Source organism: Streptomyces sp. NPDC023723, assembly GCF_040639815.1.
Classification (GTDB): Bacteria; Actinomycetota; Actinomycetes; order Streptomycetales; family Streptomycetaceae; genus Streptomyces.
In genome coordinates, this window is the sequence record NZ_JBFAAP010000070.1 from 14,285 (window position 1) to 34,423 (window position 20,139).

General features: G+C 74.0%; 20 protein-coding genes. 10 read left to right on the forward strand and 10 right to left on the reverse strand.

The window, feature by feature from the left end:
- Nucleotides 1-39 precede the first annotated feature (39 nt).
- Nucleotides 40-531 carry a DUF5949 family protein gene (locus AB0G32_RS36570; protein ID WP_361173875.1) on the reverse strand — a complete coding sequence of 164 codons (492 nt, stop codon included), beginning with the start codon at nt 529-531 and terminating at the stop codon, nt 40-42.
- A gap of 189 nt (nt 532-720) precedes the next feature.
- Between AB0G32_RS36570 and AB0G32_RS36575 the strand changes: the two genes are divergently transcribed.
- Nucleotides 721-1,986 (forward strand): glycosyltransferase family 4 protein, encoded by a 1,266-nt coding sequence (locus AB0G32_RS36575; protein ID WP_361173878.1) that lies wholly within the window; start codon nt 721-723, stop codon nt 1,984-1,986.
- On the forward strand, nt 1,983-2,804 hold the full coding sequence (locus tag AB0G32_RS36580; protein ID WP_361173881.1) for a hypothetical protein: 822 nt from the start codon (nt 1,983-1,985) through the stop codon (nt 2,802-2,804). Before AB0G32_RS36575 ends, AB0G32_RS36580 begins: the two co-directional genes overlap by 4 nt.
- On the opposite strand, the gene AB0G32_RS36585 is transcribed toward AB0G32_RS36580, so the two are convergent.
- The 4 genes from AB0G32_RS36585 to AB0G32_RS36600 form a co-directional block, all read right to left on the reverse strand.
- Entirely contained in the window at nt 2,788-3,048 is a 261-nt protein-coding gene (locus AB0G32_RS36585; protein WP_361173884.1) for a zinc-ribbon domain-containing protein, read from the reverse strand. The two genes, AB0G32_RS36580 and AB0G32_RS36585, sit on opposite strands and share 17 nt — an antisense overlap.
- 63 nt (nt 3,049-3,111) lie before the next feature.
- On the reverse strand, nt 3,112-3,729 hold the full coding sequence (locus tag AB0G32_RS36590; RefSeq protein ID WP_361173887.1) for a hypothetical protein: 618 nt from the start codon (nt 3,727-3,729) through the stop codon (nt 3,112-3,114).
- Nucleotides 3,726-5,228, reverse strand: a complete 1,503-nt coding sequence (locus tag AB0G32_RS36595; protein ID WP_361173890.1) for a HAMP domain-containing sensor histidine kinase — start codon at nt 5,226-5,228, stop codon at nt 3,726-3,728. Before AB0G32_RS36595 ends, AB0G32_RS36590 begins: the two co-directional genes overlap by 4 nt.
- 10 nt (nt 5,229-5,238) lie before the next feature.
- Complete coding sequence (locus AB0G32_RS36600) at nt 5,239-5,928, reverse strand: response regulator transcription factor (RefSeq protein ID WP_361173893.1); 690 nt, start codon at nt 5,926-5,928, stop codon at nt 5,239-5,241.
- A gap of 215 nt (nt 5,929-6,143) precedes the next feature.
- On the opposite strand from AB0G32_RS36600, the gene AB0G32_RS36605 reads away from it, so the two are divergent.
- Nucleotides 6,144-6,917: a DUF3152 domain-containing protein gene (locus tag AB0G32_RS36605; RefSeq protein ID WP_361173896.1), complete on the forward strand. Its 774-nt coding sequence runs from the start codon at nt 6,144-6,146 to the stop codon at nt 6,915-6,917.
- A 105-nt stretch (nt 6,918-7,022) separates the two neighbouring features.
- Nucleotides 7,023-8,456 (forward strand): WGR domain-containing protein, encoded by a 1,434-nt coding sequence (locus AB0G32_RS36610; RefSeq protein WP_361173899.1) that lies wholly within the window; start codon nt 7,023-7,025, stop codon nt 8,454-8,456.
- A 34-nt stretch (nt 8,457-8,490) separates the two neighbouring features.
- Here the strand turns inward: AB0G32_RS36610 and AB0G32_RS36615 are convergent, their stop codons facing one another.
- Nucleotides 8,491-8,913 carry a DUF350 domain-containing protein gene (locus AB0G32_RS36615; protein WP_361173902.1) on the reverse strand — a complete coding sequence of 141 codons (423 nt, stop codon included), beginning with the start codon at nt 8,911-8,913 and terminating at the stop codon, nt 8,491-8,493.
- 139 nt (nt 8,914-9,052) lie between these two features.
- Here AB0G32_RS36615 and AB0G32_RS36620 point away from each other — a divergent pair, with 139 nt between their 5' ends.
- Together AB0G32_RS36620 and katG are read left to right on the forward strand one after the other, a co-directional pair.
- Nucleotides 9,053-9,496 carry a Fur family transcriptional regulator gene (locus AB0G32_RS36620; protein ID WP_361173905.1) on the forward strand — a complete coding sequence of 148 codons (444 nt, stop codon included), beginning with the start codon at nt 9,053-9,055 and terminating at the stop codon, nt 9,494-9,496.
- Between the two features lie 48 nt (nt 9,497-9,544).
- The gene (gene katG / locus AB0G32_RS36625) at nt 9,545-11,770 is read left to right on the forward strand and encodes a catalase/peroxidase HPI (protein ID WP_361173908.1); all 2,226 of its coding nucleotides are present in this window, start codon (nt 9,545-9,547) and stop codon (nt 11,768-11,770) included.
- Between the two features lie 123 nt (nt 11,771-11,893).
- Here katG and AB0G32_RS36630 read toward each other — a convergent pair whose 3' ends face one another.
- On the reverse strand, nt 11,894-13,429 hold the full coding sequence (locus AB0G32_RS36630) for an alpha/beta fold hydrolase (RefSeq protein WP_361173911.1): 1,536 nt from the start codon (nt 13,427-13,429) through the stop codon (nt 11,894-11,896).
- An 80-nt stretch (nt 13,430-13,509) separates the two neighbouring features.
- Here AB0G32_RS36630 and AB0G32_RS36635 point away from each other — a divergent pair, with 80 nt between their 5' ends.
- Entirely contained in the window at nt 13,510-14,472 is a 963-nt protein-coding gene (locus AB0G32_RS36635; RefSeq protein ID WP_361173914.1) for a MerR family transcriptional regulator, read from the forward strand.
- A gap of 127 nt (nt 14,473-14,599) precedes the next feature.
- Here AB0G32_RS36635 and AB0G32_RS36640 read toward each other — a convergent pair whose 3' ends face one another.
- The 3 genes from AB0G32_RS36640 to AB0G32_RS36650 all read right to left on the reverse strand — a co-directional run bounded on the left by AB0G32_RS36640 (nt 14,600) and on the right by AB0G32_RS36650 (nt 16,892).
- Nucleotides 14,600-15,469 (reverse strand): CAP domain-containing protein, encoded by an 870-nt coding sequence (locus AB0G32_RS36640; RefSeq protein WP_361173917.1) that lies wholly within the window; start codon nt 15,467-15,469, stop codon nt 14,600-14,602.
- 181 nt (nt 15,470-15,650) lie between these two features.
- Entirely contained in the window at nt 15,651-16,154 is a 504-nt protein-coding gene (locus tag AB0G32_RS36645; protein WP_361173920.1) for a lamin tail domain-containing protein, read from the reverse strand.
- 105 nt (nt 16,155-16,259) lie between these two features.
- A complete protein-coding gene (locus AB0G32_RS36650; RefSeq protein WP_361173923.1) occupies nt 16,260-16,892 on the reverse strand; it encodes a TerB family tellurite resistance protein in 633 nt (210 codons plus the stop codon).
- A 243-nt stretch (nt 16,893-17,135) separates the two neighbouring features.
- Here AB0G32_RS36650 and AB0G32_RS36655 point away from each other — a divergent pair, with 243 nt between their 5' ends.
- From AB0G32_RS36655 to AB0G32_RS36665, 3 genes are all read left to right on the forward strand, one after another.
- On the forward strand, nt 17,136-18,158 hold the full coding sequence (locus AB0G32_RS36655) for a sporulation protein (protein WP_361173926.1): 1,023 nt from the start codon (nt 17,136-17,138) through the stop codon (nt 18,156-18,158).
- 309 nt (nt 18,159-18,467) lie between these two features.
- Nucleotides 18,468-18,746 (forward strand): acyl carrier protein, encoded by a 279-nt coding sequence (locus tag AB0G32_RS36660; protein ID WP_361173928.1) that lies wholly within the window; start codon nt 18,468-18,470, stop codon nt 18,744-18,746.
- Entirely contained in the window at nt 18,743-20,032 is a 1,290-nt protein-coding gene (locus AB0G32_RS36665; protein WP_361173931.1) for a beta-ketoacyl-[acyl-carrier-protein] synthase family protein, read from the forward strand. The genes AB0G32_RS36660 and AB0G32_RS36665 overlap by 4 nt, the downstream gene beginning before the upstream one ends.
- The last annotated feature ends 107 nt before the right edge of the window (nt 20,033-20,139 follow it).

Sequence of the window (20,139 nt, forward strand, 5' to 3'; positions counted from 1 at the left end):
GCCGGCGGGCGGACCGGCCGCCGCCCGCCGGCGGGTCGCTCAGCCGCGCAGCTTGCGCACGGGCAGCACCACGTGGGCCGCCGACTTCAGGGTCGCCTCGGCGGAGGTGAAGCCGGCCAGCGTCGGCACGTCACCGGGCTCCGCGTCGGCGGGCCAGGGGCGGGTGGTGAAGATGAGGTAGGCGCAGCCGTGCTCGGCGGCGGCCGCCAGCCAGTCGGCGGGCGGCACGAACTGGGCGGTCACCTGCGGCAGGGTGAGCACCGCCGCGCCCGGCAGGACCAGCAGGGTGACCGGCAGACTGGGTGTCCGGGCCGCGTCGACGAGTTCGTGCTTCACGGGGATGCCGGCGTCGGCCAGCAGTTGTCCGGCGGCGGCCGACTCCGCCTCGGGTCCGTCCGGGCCGTCCCCGCGCGGGCAGGCGAGGATGTAGGGGATGGTGCCCTCGGGGGCCTCGCGGCTCCAGGACATGACGAGCAGGGTGCCCAGACCGCCGGTGCGCGGGGCCTGGGTCTCAACTGGGGTGGAAGTCACCGCGAAACCCTATAAGCGGGTCAGGACGCCCCAGGTCCGCACTCACCCGACCGGAGCAGGCGCCGTTCGGGCGTCACCCGGACGAGTGACGGCCGCCGGTCCGCCGCCCGGGAAACGCCAGATGAACGGGTGGACCACGAAGCGATAACGGCAGACAACCGTTCGCACGCGCATCCGGTCTACTCCCTCATGAAGATCTCTTTCCTCCTGCACAACGCCTACGGGATCGGAGGCACGATCACCACCACGTTCAACCTGGCCCAGGCACTGGCCGAACGGCACACCGTGGAGATCGTCTCCGTCCTGCGGCACCGGGAGCGCCCCAACTTCACCCTGGATCCCCGGGTGTCGCTGAGACCCTTGGTGGACCTGCGGCAGGAGAAGGAGCACCCCCAGCACCTGCGGCCGGCCAAGGTGTTCCCGGCCGCCGAGTACCGCCACCACCAGTACAGCGAGCTGACCGACGAGCGGATCGGCGCCTGCCTGGCCGACATCGACGCCGACGTGGTGATCGGCACCCGCCCCGGACTCAACGTCCACCTCGCGCTCCAGGCACCCGAGCACGTCGCCCGGATCGGACAGGAACACCTCACCCTGGACAACCACCCCTCCCGGCTGCGCACCGCGCTGCGCCGCGCCTACCGGCGGCTCGACGTGCTCACCACGGTCACCGAGGCCGACGCCGCCGCCTACCGGCGCAAGATGCGGCTGCCCGGCGTCCGGGTGGAGGCCCTGCCCAACAGCGTCCCCGACCCCGCGCTGCCGCCCGCCGACGGCGACGCCAAACTGGTCGTCGCGGCCGGCCGGCTGGTCCCGGTCAAACGCTACGACCTGCTGATCGAGGCGTTCGCCCGGGTCGTCGCCGAACGCCCCGACTGGCGCCTGCGGATCTACGGCAAGGGCGAGGAGCACGACCGGCTGCGCGCGCTCGTCGAGCGGCTCGGCCTGACGGACAATGTTTCCCTCATGGGCGCCGCCGCGCCCATGGAGGCCGAGTGGGTCAAGGGCTCGATCGGCGCCGCCGCCTCCAACTTCGAACCGTTCGGCATGACCATCGTGGAGGCCATGCGGTGCGGGCTGCCGGTGGTCAGCACCGACTGCCCCTACGGCCCCGGCGAGATCATCCAGGACGGCGTCGACGGCCGGCTGGTCCCGGTCGGCGACGCCGCGGCCTTCGGCGCGGCACTGCTCGAACTGGTCCAGGACGACGAACGGCGCCGCCGCATGGGCCGCTCGGCACTCGAGAACGCGCGGCGGTTCGCCCCGGCGCCGGTGGTGCGCCAGGCCGAGCGGCTCTGCGAGGAGGCGCGGCAGGCCCGGCGCGCCGGCCGGCCGGTCACCCAGGACCGCGATCCGGTGCGCCAGGTGCTGGTCGGACAGGGCTACGCGGCCCGGGACGCCGTGCACGCCACCGGCAGCAGCGCGCTCAACACGATACGCGGGGGACGGCGATGACGGCGACGACCACGGACCAGGCCCCGCAGGCACGGCTCGGCTGCACCACCGGGGCGGACGGCCGGATCACCTTCGGCCTTCGCCTCGCGCCGGGCACCCGGGACCCGCGGCTGCTGATCCGGCTGCGCCCCAAGAAGGGCCTGCCGGAGCGGATCCGCCACTCACTGGCCCTCGAAGCGGCCGAGGACGGCCACCGCACCGCCGTACTGCCGACCGGGACGGCGCTCGCGGAGGGCCGGTGGGACGTGTACCTGACCGACGGACCGGACGGCGAGCGCCGGCGCCTGCGCCCCGGCCTGCTCGACCTGCGCGCCCTGGTGGACGGCCACACCCGCGACCGGTCCGGGCCGGTCGCGGTCCGGATCCCCTACGCCACCAAGGACGGGTACCTCGCGATCCGGACCTGGCTGCGCGACGCCCACGCCGAGGCCGGCCCCCTCACGGTCGCCGGCGGCGCGCTGACGGTCGCGGCCCGGCTGCACGGCGCGGAGTTCGGCGCGGGGGCCGCCGTACGGCTGCGGCTGCGCGGCACCGGCACCGAACGGTCCGTCGCACCCGCGATCGCCGACGACCGCCGGGACTTCACCTTCACCGTCGCTCTCGCGGAACTGGTCGCCGGCCCCGGGGCGGGAGTGTGGGACGTCTTCGTGCGGCCCGCCGCGACCGCGCCCCCGGTCCGCGTCGCCCGCCTCCTGGACGACATCGCGGACCGGGCGGACATCCACGTGCAGCCCGCGGTCCCGGTGGGCGGCACGGTCGTACGCCCCTGCTTCACCACCGGCAACGACCTGGCGGTGGCGGTCACACCGGCCGGCTGACGGTGCCGCTCGCGTCCTGCGCCAGCAACCGCTCGGCCTCCTCGCCGGTCAGCTTCCGCTCCGTGCCGCAGAACGTGCACTGGGTCGTGTACTTCGTCGACACCGGGAACAGCGGCACGAAGAACAGGGTGAACCGGGTGACCCGCTTGCGCAGCGGGTGGGCGGCGGGGTTGCCGCAGTGGCCGCACACCAGCGTCAGTATCGCCAGTTGGTAGAGGTACCCCTTGGTGCCGAAAATGATCATGACGTTCCTTCCCCGTGCGGTTCCTGCCGCCAGGGTGCCAGACGCAGCCGGCGCGTGCGCCGGTCAGCGGGGCGGCGCCGAGGTGGGGGCGGCGGTGTCCGCGGTCCGGGCCAGCCCCGGACAGTCGTCGCTGGAGCGGCCCGCCAGCCGGCCGTCGGGCTGCTCCACGGTCACCAGGACCGTGCCCAGCTCCGGGTCCTGGTGCAGCCGGGCGGCGGCGGCCGTGCAGGCCAGCTGGGCGACGGCGGTGTCGCTCAGCGTCCCGGCCCGGGCCGGCAGCCCGACCGTGACCGTCACCCCGTCGATCCGCAGGGCCGGCACCGCGCCCCCGCGCGGCAGCTCGCTCTCCAGGCCCTGGGCCCGTTCCGCCCGGTCCGGGCCCTGGAACAGCAGCGCCACGGCGCTGGCCGGCTCGGCCGGGACGGCCAGCGCCCGGGCGACGGCGGTCAGGGCCCCGTCCTGGACGAAGTACAGCGGCACCGCGGCGGTCGCGGTGTCCGGCGCCCGGGTCGCCGACGGGGCGGGGGACACCAGTCCCCGGACCCCGCTCGCGGGCGCCCCCGCCTCGATCACCCCGGTCGCCGGGATGCCGCAGGCGGTGAGCGGACCGGCGGCCAGGAGCAGCAGGGCGAGCGCGCGGCGGACCGGCCGCGCCCGGCTCGGTGCGGGCTTCGTGCTCATGGTCTCTTCCCCTCCTGACCCGTGCCGTCCGGACCCGTGCCGTCCTGGTCCGTGCCGTCCTGCCGCAGCGGGAGGACGACCGTGAAGACGGCGCCGCCGTCCGGGTGGTTGGCGGCCCGCACGGTGCCGCCGTGCAGGCGTACGTTCTCCGTGGTGATCGCCAGGCCGAGTCCGCTGCCCTCGCTGCGGGACCGCGCGGTGTCCGACTTGTAGAACCGGTCGAAGACGTGCGGCAGCACCGTGCCGGCGATGCCCGCCCCGCCGTCCCTGACCTCGATGACCGCCTCCCGGCCCGCCGCGCCGCGCAGGCGCACCCGCACCGGCGGTCCGCCGTGCCGCAGCGCGTTGCCGACGAGGTTGGCGACGATCACGTCCAGGCGGCGCGGATCGACCCGGCCGCGCAGCGCGCCCGGCGCCGGCAGTTCGGCCGCCACCGTCCGCTGCCAGCCGCGGGCCGCCAGCGTGCGCCGTACCGACTCGGCCAGGTCGATGTCGTCCAGGTGCAGGTCGGCGGCGCCCGCGTCGAACCGGGAGATCTCCATCAGGTCGTTCACCAGCGTGGCCAGTTTCGTCGTCTCCTCGCTGATCAGCCGTACCGCCATCGCGGTGTCGTCGTCGAGTCCGGCGGCGTCCTCGTCCAGCACGTCGGTCACCGCCGACATCGCGGCCAGCGGCGTGCGCAGTTCGTGCGAGACGTCCGCCGCGAACCGCCGGGCGCCGGCCTCCATGCGCCGCAGCTCGGCCACCGACTCCTCCAGCGCGGCGGCGGTCTCGTTGAAACTGTGCGACAGGTCGGCCAGTTCGTCGGAGCCGCGCACGACGAGCCGGGTGTCCAGCCGGCCGCGCGCGATGCTGCGGGTGGCCCGGCGCAGCTCCCGCACCGGCCGCAGCACCCCGCGCGCGGCCAGCAGGGCGAGTACGACGGCCAGGCCGAGCGCCGGCACGGTGGCCCGTTCGATCGCGCTGACCAGGGCGTCCACGTACCCCTGCTCCTCCTGCTGCGGCACGGTCAGGTACAGCTCCAGACCGGACGGGTGCCGCCCGGCGGACTGCGGCCCGGCGTAGATGACGGGCATGCCGACGACCAGCGCGGAGCGGCCGTCCCGGGACACCCGCTGGAACACCGTGGCGGCCCGCGCGCCCACCGCCTCGCGCATCGCCGGGGACAGCTCCTCGAACGTGTCGCCGGGCGTGGAGGTGGCGCTCAGCTCCCGGTACTCGGCCAGCACCCGCCAGTTGTCCGCGCGCCCGCCGCGCGCCACGTCCGCCGCGAGGGACGCCAGGTCGGACCGGGCGGGCGGGAACGGGTAGTTGGGGACCAGGTCGTCGATCCGCTGCCGGAAGTCCTCGATCACCGCGTCCTGGCTCTGCTGGAGCACGCCGGTGCGCGCCTCGCGGAAGGTCAGCGCACCGGTGGTCAGGGTGGCCGCGGCGGCGACGACGGCGAAGGCCACCACCAGCCGCACCCGCAGCCCGCCCAGCAGTTTCCGCGTTCTCACCGGGACGTTCTCACCGGGACGTGAAGCGGTAGCCGAAGCCGCGCACGGTGTGCACGTACCGCGGGTGGTCCGAACTCTCGCCGAGCTTGGCGCGCAGCCGCTTGACGCAGGCGTCCACCAGCCGGGCGTCGCCGTGGTAGCTGTGCTCCCAGACGGCCTCCAGCAGTTGCTGGCGGCTGAAGACCTGGCCCGGCGAGGCGGACAGGGTGAGCAGCAGCCGCAGTTCGGACGGGCCGAGGGCGACGGGGACGCCCCGGTGGGTGACGGTCAGCCCGGCCCGGTCGAGGGCGAGGTCGCCGTGGTGCTCGGTGGCCGGCCCGCCGTAGTCGGCGGGCGGTCCGCTCGCGCGGCGCAGCACGGCGCGGATACGGGCGTCCAGCACCCGGGCGCGGACCGGTTTGACCACGTAGTCGTCGGCCCCGGCCTCCAGCCCGACGACCACGTCCGTGTCGTCGCCGCGGGCGGTGGCCATGATGATCGGTATCTGCTCCCGGTCGCGGATGCGGCGGCACACCTCCAGGCCGGACATGCCCGGCAGCATCAGGTCGAGCACCACGGCGTCCGGCCGGAACGACCGCACCTGCGCCAGCCCCTCCTCGCCGGTCGGGGCGGCGGTCACCTCGTGTCCCTGGCGGCGCAGGGCGAGCCGCAGACCCTCCCGTACGGCGCGGTCGTCTTCGATGATCAGGACACGTGGCATGGGGTTCAGTATGCGCGGCCGAACGGCCGCGGCCCGGCGCCGGGGGCGGCTGTTACAGAGCGGTCCAACAGCGATCCCAGGGCCATCACACAGCCGTCGCATGCTGTTTGATCATGAACGCGCATCGAACCAGGCCCCGTCCGCCCGCCGGGCGTTCCGCCGCCCGGCGCTCGCACCGGGCCCGCGCACGGGGCGGCAGAAAACGGAGACTGTGGGTGGGGTTCGCGGCGGCCGTCGTGCTGTCGCTGCTCGGTGTGCTGGCCGTGGAGCAGCTCGGCACCGGCTCTCCCGACGTCCCGGCCGCGGCGACGGCCCCCGTGGCGACGATGGAGGAGGAGCCGTCGGCTGCGCCGGACACGGCCACGACGGAGGCCACCGCCGAGGCCACCGAGAAGGAGACGAAGGAGACGAAGCTGTCCATCCCCAGCTCGGGCTCCGGCACGTTCACCACGGCCGGCGGCGGCGGTGAACTCGTCGGCGGCAGCCGGCGCACCCTCACCTACCGGGTCCAGGTCGAGGACGGCATCGGACGGTCGGTGGACGAGGTCGCCGCCGAGGTGGAGAAGATCCTCGCCGACCCGCGCGGCTGGACCGCCGACGGCGAAGTGGGGTTTCGCCGGGTCTCCGGCGACAGCTCCGACTTCCGGGTGCGGCTCGCCACCGCGGGCACCGTCGACAACATCTGCGGCCAGTACGGACTGGACACCGGCGGCGAGGTCAACTGCAACGTCGGCCAGGACGTCATGGTCAACCTCAAACGGTGGGAACTGGCCACCCAGTACTACGCCGACGACGTGCCCGCCTACCGGGCCCTGATCATCAACCACGAGGTCGGCCACTTCCTCGGCCACGGCCACGAGACCTGCCCCGGCGACGGAGCGCCGGCTCCCGTCATGATGCAGCAGATAAAGGGCCTGCACGGCTGCCGGACCAACGTCTGGCCCTACGACAGCGAGGGCCGTGCCATCACCGGCCCGAGCGTTCCGTGACCCGCTCGCCGAGGGCGATGCGGCGATGTCAGTGCCTGGATCTACGGTTTGGCCAGTGGGATCCGCGGAACAAGCCGCAGACCCCGACCTGGGGAGAGGTCTGCCATGCCGAAGACTTACCTGGAGCTGTCTCAGGACGGCGGGGGAGCGCACAAGTTCTACGAGGTGACGGTCGAGGGGACCGTCGTCACCGTGTGCTACGGGCGGATCGGCACCGCCGGGCAGACCCAGACGTCGACGTTCCCGACGACGGCGAAGGCACAGGCCGCGGCCGCGAAGAAGATAGGCGAGAAGGTACGCAAGGGATACGCCCCGGCGGTGCGGGGGCAGCGCGCGCCCCGGGCGGTCACCCGCCGGCAGGTGACCTCGGCGCCGTCCACGGTGCGTTCGGTCGCCCCGGTGCTGTGGCGGTTCCGGACCGGCTCGGCGGCGTTCGGCATCCACATCGACGACGAGCACTGCTGGGTGGGCAACCAGTCCGGCGACGTCTACACCCTGGCGCACGGCGGTGACGTCCTCGCCCACTACCGGCTGCCCGACGGCGTCAAGTGCCTGGTCGCCGACGACTTCTGGATCTACGCCGGCTGCGACGACGGCCGGGTCTACGACCTGTCCGCCAAACTCCCGCTCGCGGCCTACGACATCGCCGCCGACGTCGACATCTTCTGGCTCGACATCCACGAGGGCGTGCTGAACGTGGCGGACCGGGCCGGCCGGCTCACCGTCATCGACCACGAGGACGAGCACCAGTGGGCCCGCGGCGGACACGGCGAGCACGCCTGGATGGTGCGCGCCGACGACCGCGCGGTGTACCACGGGGACAGCAGCGGTGTGACGGCCCATGTACCGGACGGCGGCGCCGAGTTGTGGCACACCCGGACCCAGGGCGCGGTGCTGTTCGGCTGGCAGGAGGACGACGCGGTGTACGCGGGTACGGCGCACCGGGTGGTGCACCGGCTGTCGAAGGAGAGCGGCGGCATCGAGGCGACCTACCGCTGCGACAGCTCCGTCTACTCGTGCGCGACCTCGCCCGGCGGGCGGTTCGTGTTCGCCGGGGACGCCGCCTCCTCGGTGTACTGCTTCGACCGGGACGGCACCCGGCTGTGGAAGCTCGGCACCGGCGGCGGTTCGGCACTGTCCATGCAGTACCGCGACGAGCGGCTCTACCTGGTGACCACGGACGGGTCCCTGGTGTGCGTGGACGCGAGCGAGGCGGCGGTGGCGGCCGCTCAGCAGGGCTCGGTGCCACTGGCCCGGGACGTCAAGCTCGCGGCGGCGCTGCCGACGTACGCGGCGGCGACGGCGGCCGAGTCGGTGCCGGCGGTGGCCGCCGCGCCGGCCGGGTCGGTGGTCGTGGAGTGCGTGCGCGACGGCGCCCGGACCCGGATCCACGTCGTCTCCGACGGCTACGACTCGTCGTGGAACGTGCAGTTCCCGAGGTCGATCAGGGAACCGGGCGCCCGGTACGCCGTCGACGCGGTGCACGCCGCCGCGGGCGGCTTCTACCGGGTCCGCGGCGACATCAGGAGGCTGCTGTGACGGGGGCGTGCGGCCGGGACGGCCACCGGCCCGGTCAGGCGATGGAGGCCGAGATGACGGCGGCCACCGCGAGGTTGCAGGAGGCCGTGACCCACACCGCCGGGTGCGGCTCCGGCTCGACCAGCGTCGCGCCCAGCCGCCCGGGCGTGATCAGGTCCACCACCAGGAACGCCAGAGCCATCATCACCAGCCCCAGCAGCCCGAACACCGCCGTGGACACCAGTCCCTTGCCGAAGTCCTCGTACGTCGTCCAGATCGACGTGAACACGATCATGCCGATGCCGAGCAGCGCGGAGCTGAGCACCGTGGCGGCGTTGCGGTTGCGCTGCTCCCAGATCTGCCGGCCGAGCTTTCCGGGCGTCAGCACGTCGACCAGGACGATACCGAGGACCAGCAGGACCAGACCGAGTGCGCCGTAGGCGGTGGCCCGGCCGAGTCCGTTGACGATGTCGCTCATGGGTGTGCCGGCTCCGTAGGTGAGAGATCGGGTTCAAGGCGATGCAAAATGTAGCGCACCTGTTCGGACCCGCCGAACGGCTGAACTTAAACCATTCGTTCTCTTTAACTGTTCAGGTTTAGGGCGTAGGTTCACCGCCATGACCGCGTCCCGGCCCCCGACCACCGCCGAGGAACTGCGCGGCGCCGGCCTGCGGGTGACGGCCGCCCGCGTCGCCCTGCTCGAGACGGTCCGCCACGGCGACCACCTCGGCGTCGAGGCCATCGCCGCCGGAGTCCGCGACCGGGTGGGCCACATCTCCGTACCGGCCGTGTACGAGGCACTGCACGCACTCACCAGGGCCGGGCTGATCCGCCGTATCGAACCGGCCGGCAGCGCGGCCCGGTTCGAGGGGCGGGTCGGTGACAACCACCACCACGTCGTGTGCCGTTCGTGCGGCGCGGTCGCCGACGTGGACTGCGCGGTGGGCCACGCGCCCTGTCTGGCCGCCTCCGACGACCACGGCTTCACGGTCGACGAGGCCGAGGTCACCTACTGGGGCCTGTGCCCCGCCTGTTCCTCCGACCGTTCCCCCGCCCCCTGATCCCCGACTGATCCCTGAGCACCGAGATCCATGCCCGGAAGGACTCCCATGACCGAGAACCACGACGCGATCGTCACCGACCCGAAGGCCGAGGGCGAAGGCGGCTGCCCGGTCGCGCACCAGCGCGCCGCCCACCCGACGCAGGGCGGCGGGAACCGCCAGTGGTGGCCGGAGCGGCTCAATGTGAGGATCCTCGCCAAGAACCCGCCGGTGTCCAACCCGCTCGGCGCGGACTTCGACTACGCCGCGGCGTTCAAGACCCTCGACCTGCCCGCCGTCAAACAGGACATCGCCGAGGTGCTGACCACCTCGCAGGACTGGTGGCCCGCCGACTTCGGCCACTACGGCCCGTTCATCGTCCGGATGGCCTGGCACAGCGCGGGCACCTACCGGATCAGCGACGGCCGCGGCGGCGCCGGCGCTGGCCAGCAGCGCTTCGCCCCGCTCAACAGCTGGCCGGACAACGCCAACCTGGACAAGGCCCGCCGGCTGCTGTGGCCGGTGAAGAAGAAGTACGGCCAGAGCCTGTCCTGGGCCGACCTCATGATCCTCGCGGGCAACGTCGCCCTGGAGTCGATGGGCGTCGAGACCTTCGGCTTCGGCGGCGGCCGCGCGGACGTCTGGGAGCCCGAGGAGGACGTGTACTGGGGCCCCGAGACCACCTGGCTCGACGACCAGCGCTACACCGGCGACCGCGAGCTGGAGAACCCGCTCGGCGCCGTCCAGATGGGCCTGATCTACGTCAACCCCGAGGGCCCCAACGGCACTCCGGATCCGCTCGCCGCGGCCCGCGACATCCGGGAGACGTTCGGCCGGATGGCGATGAACGACGAGGAGACCGTCGCCCTTATCGCCGGCGGTCACACCTTCGGCAAGACGCACGGCGCCGGTCCGGCGGACGCCGTCGGCGACGACCCCGAGGCCGCCTCCCTGGAGCAGCAGGGCCTCGGCTGGCGCAGCACCCACGGCACCGGCAAGGGCGCCGACGCCATCACCTCCGGCCTGGAGGTCACCTGGACCTCCACGCCCACCCAGTGGGGCAACGGCTTCTTCGACAACCTCTTCGGCTACGAGTGGGAGCTCACCCGGAGCCCGGCCGGCGCCCACCAGTGGAAGCCGAAGGACGGCGCCGGCGAGGGCACCGTCCCGCACGCCCACGACGCCGCCAAGAAGATCGCGCCCAACATGCTCACCACCGACCTGGCGCTGCGCTTCGACCCGATCTACGAGCCCATCTCCCGCCGCTTCCACGAGCACCCGGCCGAGTTCCACGCCGCCTTCGCCCGCGCCTGGTACAAGCTGACCCACCGCGACATGGGCCCGAAGTCGCTCTTCCTCGGCCCGGAGGTGCCCGAGGAGACGCTGCTGTGGCAGGACCCGCTGCCCGCGGCCGAGGGCGAGCCGCTCGGCGCCGGTGACATCGGCGCCCTCAAGGCCAAGCTCCTCGACTCCGGCCTGAGCGTCTCCGACCTGGTCTTCACGGCCTGGGCGTCGGCGTCCACCTACCGCGGCAGCGACAAGCGCGGCGGCGCCAACGGGGCCCGCATCCGCCTGGAGCCGCAGCGCACCTGGGAGGCCAACGACCCCGACCGGCTCGCCACCGTCCTGTCCGCCCTGGAGGGCATCCAGCGGGACTTCAACGAAGGCGCCGCCCGCCAGGTGTCGCTGGCCGACCTGATCGTCCTCGGCGGCACGGTCGCCGTCGAACGGGCCGCCAAGGAGGCCGGCTTCCAGGTCGAGGTCCCCTTCACCCCCGGCCGGGTCGACGCCGGTCTGGAGCACACCGACGTGGAGTCCTTCGCCGCGCTGGAGCCCACCGCCGACGGCTTCCGCAACTACCTGGGCAAGGGCAACCGGCTGCCCGCCGAGTACCTGCTGCTGGACCGGGCCAACCTGCTCACCCTCAGCGCCCCGGAGCTGACCGTCCTGGTCGGCGGGCTGCGGGTGCTGGGCGCCGGCCACCAGCGGTCCCAGCTCGGCGTGCTCACCACCACCCCCGGGTCGCTGACCAACGACTTCTTCGTCAACCTGCTCGACCTGGGCACCACGTGGCAGGCGACCAGCGAGGACCAGACCACCTTCGAGGGCCGCGACGCCGTCACCGGCGAGGTCAAGTGGGCGGGCAGCCGCGCCGACCTGGTCTTCGGCTCCAACTCCGAACTGCGCGCGCTCGCCGAGGTGTACGCGAGCGACGACGCCAAGGAGAAGTTCGTGCACGACTTCGTCGCCGCGTGGGTCAAGGTTATGAACCTGGACCGGTTCGACCTGGTCTGATCCCGCAAGGGACCGAGCCAAGGGACCGAGCCAAGGGACCGAGCCAAGGTATCGAGGCAAGGGACCGAACCGGCGCCTCGTCCGTCACCACCGCCCGCCGGCGGTGACGGACGGGGCGTCCCGTCATCCGGTCAGATGGCCGAGCACCGCCCGCATCGCGTGCCGCACCGCCGGGCGGGCCCGCGCCGGGTCCAGGGTCTCGAACCCGTGGTGTCCGCCCGGTACGTCGACCACCTCCAGGGCGGCCCCGCTCGCCCGGGCCGCGGCGCGGAACGCCTCGACGGTGGCGGCGATCTCCGGCAGCTCCCGCCCGACCCGGGTGAGCACCACGGGCAGGCCGCCCGCGCCCGCCACCGCCTCGGCCGGCCGGAAACGGTCGCCGGACAGACCCCAGTTCGGCAGCGGGGCGAGGATCGGGTAGGAGGCGGCCAGACAGCGCAGCCAGGGCGGGGGAGCGCCCAGCCAGTCCGCCGTGAGCGGCCCGCCACCGGAGAAGAACCACAGCGCCACCCGGTCCGGGTCCACCCGGGGATCGGCCCGCACCGCGGCCACCGCCGCGGCCACGTCGTCGGCGGCGACCGGATAGTCGGCGACCCCGTGCAGCCGGTGCTCGACGACCGCGCCCACCACCCCCTGCCCGGCGGCGTACCGGGCGTACCCCTGGAACACCGGCCAGTCCCGCGGCCCCGGCCGCGCCCCGGCCGGCAGCGGTCCGCCGGGCACGAACAGCACCGCGGGGCGCGGGCCGTCGGCGTCCGGCGGATACAGATCGACGTGCCCGGACCGCTCGCCCGCCCGCTCCGGGACGTCCAGCGGGAACGGCCGCAGATGCGCGGGCGGGCGGGCGGCGTCGAACGGGGCCAGCCGGTGGCCCTCGCCGGCCGCGGCCCGCAGCAGCACCCCGGCCAGTTCGGCGGGGCAGGACAGCATCGGCCAGTGCCCGGTGGGCAGTTCGAAGAACGGCACCCGTGCCTTCGCCAGCGCGCCCAGCGCCGGGTCGCCGAAGTCGACCTGGAGCTGGAGCATCCCGATGCCCGCCCCGTTCCCGGTGCACAGCACCCCGGTGGCGGGCGGCGCGGTCACCGCCGGGGGCAGCCGCAGCGGCTGGAGCAGCGTGCCCAGCGGCTGCGGCGCGGCGCGCGCGGTCAGCCGGTCGAGGGCGGCGTCCGGGACGCCCGCGGTACTGCCCCAGCGCGGCCACTCGGCGCGGCCCGGCGGCGGCAGCGTCCCCGGAGCCGCCGCCCCCGCCAGTTCCTCCCGGAGCGCCGGGTCGGGCAGCGCGGCCAGCGCCGGCACCCCGTCCCGGGCCGGCGCCGCGTCCAGGTGCACGACCCGTGCCACCCGCCCGGCGCGGCGGGCGGCCGCCCCCAGCGCCGGATGGATGCCGTAGTCGTGGCCGACGAGCACGATCTCCCGGCCGGCTCCCGCGTCGACCGCGTCTACCGCGTCGATCACGGCGAGGACATCCGCGATGTGCGCCTCCAGGTCGATCCCGTCGCCCCCGCCGATCCCGTCGCCCCCTTCGCTCCGGTCGGCCCCGTCCATCCCGGTCAGCGCCACCGGACGCGCCTCGGCCCCTGCCCCGGCCAGTCGCGCGGCCGTCTCCTGCCACACCCACGCGCCCGTGAACCACCCCGGCACCAGCACGAATACGGTCATGATGATCCTTTCCCCGGCGGCGGCATCCCGGCCGTCACCGCTCGCCGGTACCGTAGAAACTCCCCCAGAGGGAGGTTCAAGTGCCCGCACCCCACGACCGCCCGAGCGATCACCAGCACGACCCTCCGCTCGGCATCGGGGAGTTGGCCGAGCGGGCGGGCGTCACCGTGAAGACGGTCCGCTTCTACTCCGACAGCGGCCTGCTCCCGGAGACCTCCCGCACCGTCGGGGGACACCGCCGCTACGGCCCCGAGGCGCTCGACCGGCTGCGGCTGGTCCGCTCCCTGCGCTCCCTCGGCCTCGCCGTCCCCGAGATCCGCCGCGTCCTCGACGCGCCGGGCGATGCGGACCGCGCGCTGGAGGACGCCGTCGCCGGCCACCTGCGCACCCTCGGATCCCAGCTCACCGCGTTGCGCTGGCGGGATGCGGCGCTGCGGCTGGTCCAGGAGTGCCCGCCGCACGAGCGGCCGGACCGGCTGCGGCTGATCGGCACGGTGACCGTCCCGCCGAGCACGGCACCGCTGGCCCGCTTCTGGCGTGCCTGGCTGCCGCCGCGGCTGCCGGCCCGTTCCGTCACCGCCTTCCTGGCGGCGACGGTCCCGGCACCGCCCGACGACCCGACACCCGCGCAGGTGCTGGCCTTCGCCCGGCTCAACGCCCTGACCACCGCCCCCTGTCCGGGCTCCGCCCGGCCGCAGCCCGAGGCACACCGGGCGGCGGACGCCCGGGGCGCGGCCGTCCTGTACGCGGCCCTCGCCGAGGCGTACGACCTGGCCGGCGGCCACCTGCGCCGCGACCACGCGCCGGCTCCGGGCGAGGCGCTGGACTGTTTCGTGGGCGCGTACACGGCCGCGTACGGCACCCGGGACACCCCCGGCTTCCGGCGGCTGCTGGCCCGGCAGCTCACCGCCGACCCGCGGCTGGACCGCTACTGGGACCTGGTCACCGAGGTGATCACACCGGCGGGCGGCCGCCCGGAACCGACCCCGGGCTCCGCGCACGACTGGCTGCTCACGGCACTGACCGATCAGCCGGCGGCCTGATTCCCGGACCGGAGCCCGGGCCGCAGAACGAGGTCTCGCTCACCCGCGCCCGGTCGCGCGGCTCGGTCGTCGCGGTGATCTCGGAGCGGTGGGCGACGGACTGACCGGGATCCCAGGAGACCTCGGGTCAGCGGCCGGTGCCGAAGTCCTGCGTCCACCAGGGGCCGCCGTCACCGGCGTGGACGCCGATGCCTATTTCCGCGAAGTCGCAGTTGAGTATGTTGGCGCGGTGGCCGGAGCTGTTCATCCACGCCTCCATCACGGCCGCCGCGTCGGCCTGGCCGCGCGCTATGTTCTCGCCCAGTGCCGACCACAGGTAACCGGCCGCCTCGACCCGGGACGCCATCGTGGAGCCGTCGGGCCCGGTGTGGGACATCACGCCGCTGGCGGCCATCACGTCGCTGTAGTCGTCCGCGGCCCGGGTCAGCCGGGCGTTCTCGGTGACCGGGGAGCAGCCGGCCGCCGCCCGTTCCTCGTTGACCAGGGCGAGGACCCGCGCCTCGGGGCCACCGGAGCCGGACGTGGTGCCGGACCCCGAGTCCGCACCGCTGTCACCGCTGCCACCGCCGGCCCCGCTGCCGCTGCTGTCACCGCTGCCGGCCGACTGGTCGCCGGAATCGCCGGTCGCCGCCGCCCGGGAGGACGTCCCGGCGGTGGGCCCGGCGGTCCTGGTGGGGCTCGCCTTCCGCTTCGCCGCGGCGGTGGTGGTGGCGCTCCGGCTCGGCGAGCTGCTCACGCTCGCCGAGGCGCTCGGGGCAGCGGACCGCGACGGCGAGGGCCGGTCCGCCGCGTCCGCGGCACCGGTGGCGTCGTCGGCGTCGCTCGCGGCCACCCGGTCCGACCGGCCCCCGTCCTCGCCGCCGAGCGTCGCCAGTGTGATCCCCACACCGGCCGTGACGGCGACGGCGCCGAGCAGCAGGGCGGTGCCGCGTGCTCCCCGGCCCCCGGACGGGCGGGCGTGGGAGCGGGACGGGCGGGCGGCTCGGCGGGAACCCATGCGCGGTACACCTCGGCTGATCGTTTCGGCGGACAGGACCCGGTGGACGCGAGCGCGTCCACCGGGACTGTGCGGGGGTGCCGAGAGCCTAGGCCGGACCCGGTCCGGATACCGGCCGCGAAGGTCGACTTCAAGAAGCCTTAAGGAAGCCGCCAGACTCCCTTGAGGAACCGGAGCCGGGTCAGCCGTGGTACTTGATGTACCCGTTGCCGTCCCGGTCGTCGGCCTTCTTGGTGTACGAGTGGACATCGGCCCGGCTGCCGGACGGCTTGACCAGGTAGATGGTGTCCTTGTCGTTGTTCCACACGAAGTTGCAGTTCTGCCGGTAGACGACGTTGCCCGAGTCGGAGTCGGTGCCGCGCCCGCCGCGCAGCTTCACGTAGTCACCCGGCTCGAGCTTGTGGCTCGTCTTGAAGGTGAACCGGTTCCCCGCGGCATCCTTGACCAGGTAGCCCTTCAGGTTCACGGTCTTGGTGCGCGAGTAGTTCCTGATCGTCAGGTACTCGTTCTTCGTGTTGCCCCCGGAGCACTTGTTGGAGTCCGAGCCGGGCGCGTCGTACTGGATCCCCGCGACCTTCAGCGCCGAGGTGTACTCGGCCGCCTGGGCCGGGACGGCGACGGCGAGGCCGAGAGCGCCGACCGCGGCGGTGGCGGCGGTGGCCGTCAGGACAGGACGTATACGCATGAGGAAATCCCCCCTCAGTGGAGCGAACGGAACGTCCGGAGCATACCGAGGGGGTGAACATCAGGTGACGGGAAGGTGGGGAAAGTGTGTGTGCCGCGGCTCCGCTCAGACGGCGAACTCGGTGGGCGGCAGACCGAGGGCGGTGCACGCCTCGCGGATGGCCTGCTGCTCGGCCGGCTCGAAGACCCCGTCCGCGCCGGCCACCACGATGCCGGTCTGCACGACCGCACGGGCCTCGGCGGGCTTCTTGGCGGCCTTGGCGATCACCTGGAGCGCCTCCGCCTTGCCCGCCTGGAAGTTGCCGAGCAGCCGGTCCACGTGCTGGTTGAACCGCTGGCGGAGCTGGTCCGCCGGGAAGTTCTGGAGCACGTCGTTGGTGACGATCAGCTCCTCCACCCGCTGCCGCTCGGCCGGCTCCACCTGCCCGTCCGCCGCGGCCACCAGCGCGCACATCGCCATGCTCGCGTCCCGGTAGGCGCCGCTCTTCAGCTCCGTCTTGACCGACGCCAGCTGCGACTTGAACAGGCCGATCAGCTGCGCCTTGGAACCGCCGGAGGACGAGCCGCCCGCACCGTGGCCGTGCGGCTGCGCCTGGCCGCCGTACGCGCCCTGTCCCTGACTGCCGTACCCGCCCTGGCCCTGGGGGTGGCCCTGTCCGTGTCCGCCGGCCGTGCCGCGCGAGCTCTGGGACTGCTGGAGGTTCTTGGCCTGGTCCTTGATCCGGTCCCACATCGCCACTGGGTGCCACCTTCTGCTGCTGTCGGGTAGGTCGTCGAGCACGCTACTGCGTGCCCACCCGATCAAACGCCTCCCGCGGCCGCGCGGTTCCCCGCGGGCAAAGGAGAAGTAAAACCCCGTGGGTGCGGACCGGGCGCCCGGCCGGCCCAACTCCGGTGCCGCCGAACGATCTTCTGCCTCTAGTCTTCTACATGCACGTAGAACATGACGGCTCATGCATCTCAAGAAGGAGTGGACGCCACGATGGTGTTCAAACGACTGCTCGGCTCGCTCGGCGTGGGCGGACCCACGGTCGACACGGTCCTCGCCCCGGGCGCGGCCCGCCCCGGTGCCGTGCTCAGCGGCGAGGTCCGGCTCAGGGGCGGCACCGCCGACTTCGACATCGAGCACATCGCGCTGGAGCTGGTGGCCCGGGTCGAGGCCGAGCACGCCGAGGGCGAGAGCGAGGGCATGGTCGCCTTCGGCCGGTTCCTGGTCGGCGGCGGATTCAGGCTCGCCGAGGGCGAGGAGCGCGCCGTGCCGTTCGGTGTGGCGCTGCCGTGGGAGACCCCGGTCACCGAGCTGTACGGGCAGGGCCTCGGCATCGTGCTCGGCGTGCGCACCGAACTGTCGGTGGCGGGCGCCCGCGACAAGGGTGACCTCGACCAGCTCACCGTGGCCCCGCTGCCCGCCCAGGAGGCGATCCTGGAGGCGCTGGGACAGCTCGGCTTCGGCTTCCGCTCCGCCGACCTGGAGTACGGCCGGATCGGCGGCACCGGGCAGCGACTGCCCTTCTACCAGGAGATCGAGCTGGTCCCGGCCCCGCGGTACGCCCACCAGGTCAACGAGATCGAGCTGACCTTCCTCGCCCACCCCGGCGGCCTGGAGATCGTACTGGAGGCCGACAAGCGCGGCGGGTTCCTCTCCGAGGGACACGACGCCCTCACCCGCTTCACCGTCGGCCACCACGACGTCCGCGACTGGACCGCCGAGGCCGACGGCTGGATCCGGCAGCTGATCGACCACCGGGCGGCCTACGGTTCACACGCCTCGTACGGTCACCACGACCCCCACGGCCACCACGGCCACCACGGCCACGAGGAGTATCGCCACGACGGGCACCACTCCGGACCGGGCATCGGCACCGCCGTCGCCGCCGGGGCCGCCGGACTGGCGGTCGGCGTCGTCGGCGGGATGGTCGCGGCCGAAGTCGTCGACGAGATCGGCGACTTCTTCGAGGGCGACGACGAGGGCGGCGACGAGGGCGGCGACGAGTCCGAAGAGTGAGCCGCCGCCGGTGACGGCGCGGCGCGGCGGAAAGCTTCCTCCTTTACGCGCGGGCCGCTCCGTACCCTCGGTGCGCCACGGGGCGCCCGAACGCACGGGGGCGGCAAGGGAGTTGCGGCACGCCCCTCGCGTGCTCCGGCTGCTCCGCTGTTCCTCCGCAAACGGCGCTTATCGTTCCGGATGGTCGGAAAGGCTGTCGGCGTGCATCCGGCAGGTGCCGGTGCCGCGTCGGAGTACCCGGTGCGGGCGGCGTTTCGGCCGGCCCGTGCCCGGGTGCGCCGCGCGCCGACGACCAAGGAGGAACACCCCATGCCGCCCACCGCCGACGACCGTGAGCTCTTCGACCAGCTGCGGGAACTGCTGGCCGTCACCGTCGAGGACGTGTCCGTCGAGGAGGTCGGTCTCGACAGCGTCCTGAAGGACGACCTCGGCGTCGACTCACTGGCGCTGCTGGAACTGGTCGCCGCGATCGAGGACCGCTGGCAGGTCCAGGTGCCGGTGGACGACGCGGCGCGGCTGACCACGGTCCGTGAGATCGTCGACCATCTCTCCTCCGTGGTCCCCGCCCCGGCCGGCGGCGCCGCGTGAGCCCACAGCTGAGGGCGGCGCCGGACCGCGACGCGACGACCGCCGCGGTCATCACCGGGCTGGGCATGACCACGGCACTGGGCGGTGACGTCCCGTCCACCTGGTCGGCGCTGCTGGGCGGGGCCTGCGGTGTCGAGAGCATCGACTACGGCCCGCCGGACGGACCGTCCCAGGTCTATCTCGCGGCACCCGCCGCCGTGGACCCCGGCTCGGTGCTGTCCCCCGCGAAGGCCGCGCACTGCGACCGTTCCGCGCAGTTCGCCCTGGTCGCCGCGCGGGAGGCACTGCGCGACGCCGGACTGCCGGACGGGAAGGCACTCGCCGGGAGCGGCTCCCGCGTGGTGGTCGTCGTCGGGGTGGGGCTGGGCGGGTTCCTCAGCATCCTGGACCAGAACCGCAGGCTGGAGACGGGCGGCCCGGACCGGGTCAGCCCCCGGGCCATCCCGGTCATGCTGCCCAACCACGCCGCCGCCGAGGTGGGGCTGATGGTCGGCGCCACCTGCGGTGTGCACACCCCGGTCAGCGCCTGCGCGTCCGGTGCGGAGGCGCTCGCCCAGGCCCTCGCCCTGATCCGGGAGGACCGCGCCGACGTGGTGATCGCGGGCGGCGCGGAGGCCGGACTGCATCCGCTGATCTTCGCCGGGTTCGCCCGGCTGCGGGCGCTGTCCCGGCGGTGCGACGACCCCGAGCGGGCGTCCCGGCCCTTCGACGCCGACCGCGACGGCTTCGTGATGGGGGAAGGGGCCGGCATCCTCGTGGTGGAGAGCGCCGGGCACGCCGCGGCCCGCGGCGCCCGGGTGCACTGCCGGCTGACCGGCGCCGGCATCACCAACGACAGTCACCACGTCGCCCAGCCGGCGCCGGGCGGAACGGGCTGCGCGGCCGCCGTGACCGCCGCCCTCGGCGACGCGGGGCTCTTCCCGGAGGAGGTCCGGCACGTCAACGCGCACGCCACCTCGACGCCCGTCGGCGACCTCAGCGAGGCGCAGGCCCTGCACACGGCGTTCGGGAAGGTACTGGACGACGTGACGGTCAGCGCCACCAAGGCGGCCCTCGGGCACACGCTGGGCGCCGCCGGTGCCATCGAGGCGGTCACCACCGTGCTCGCCCTGCGGGACAGAACCGCGCCGCCCACCCGCAGCCTCGAACGCGTGGACCCGGCGATCGAACTGAACGTGGTCGGCCGCGAGCCCGAACCCCTGCCCGCGGGGCCGCTGGCGGCCCTCAGCACCAGCATGGGTTTCGGCGGCCACAACGTCGCGCTGGCCTTCACGACCGGTTCATGAGCCAACACCCCATGCAGCAACGCTGCCCGAGCCGGCCCCCGGTGAGCGGCCCGCCCGCCGGCGCCCGTTCCGCGAGCGGGCCGCGCACCGCCGCCCTCGGCCCCGGC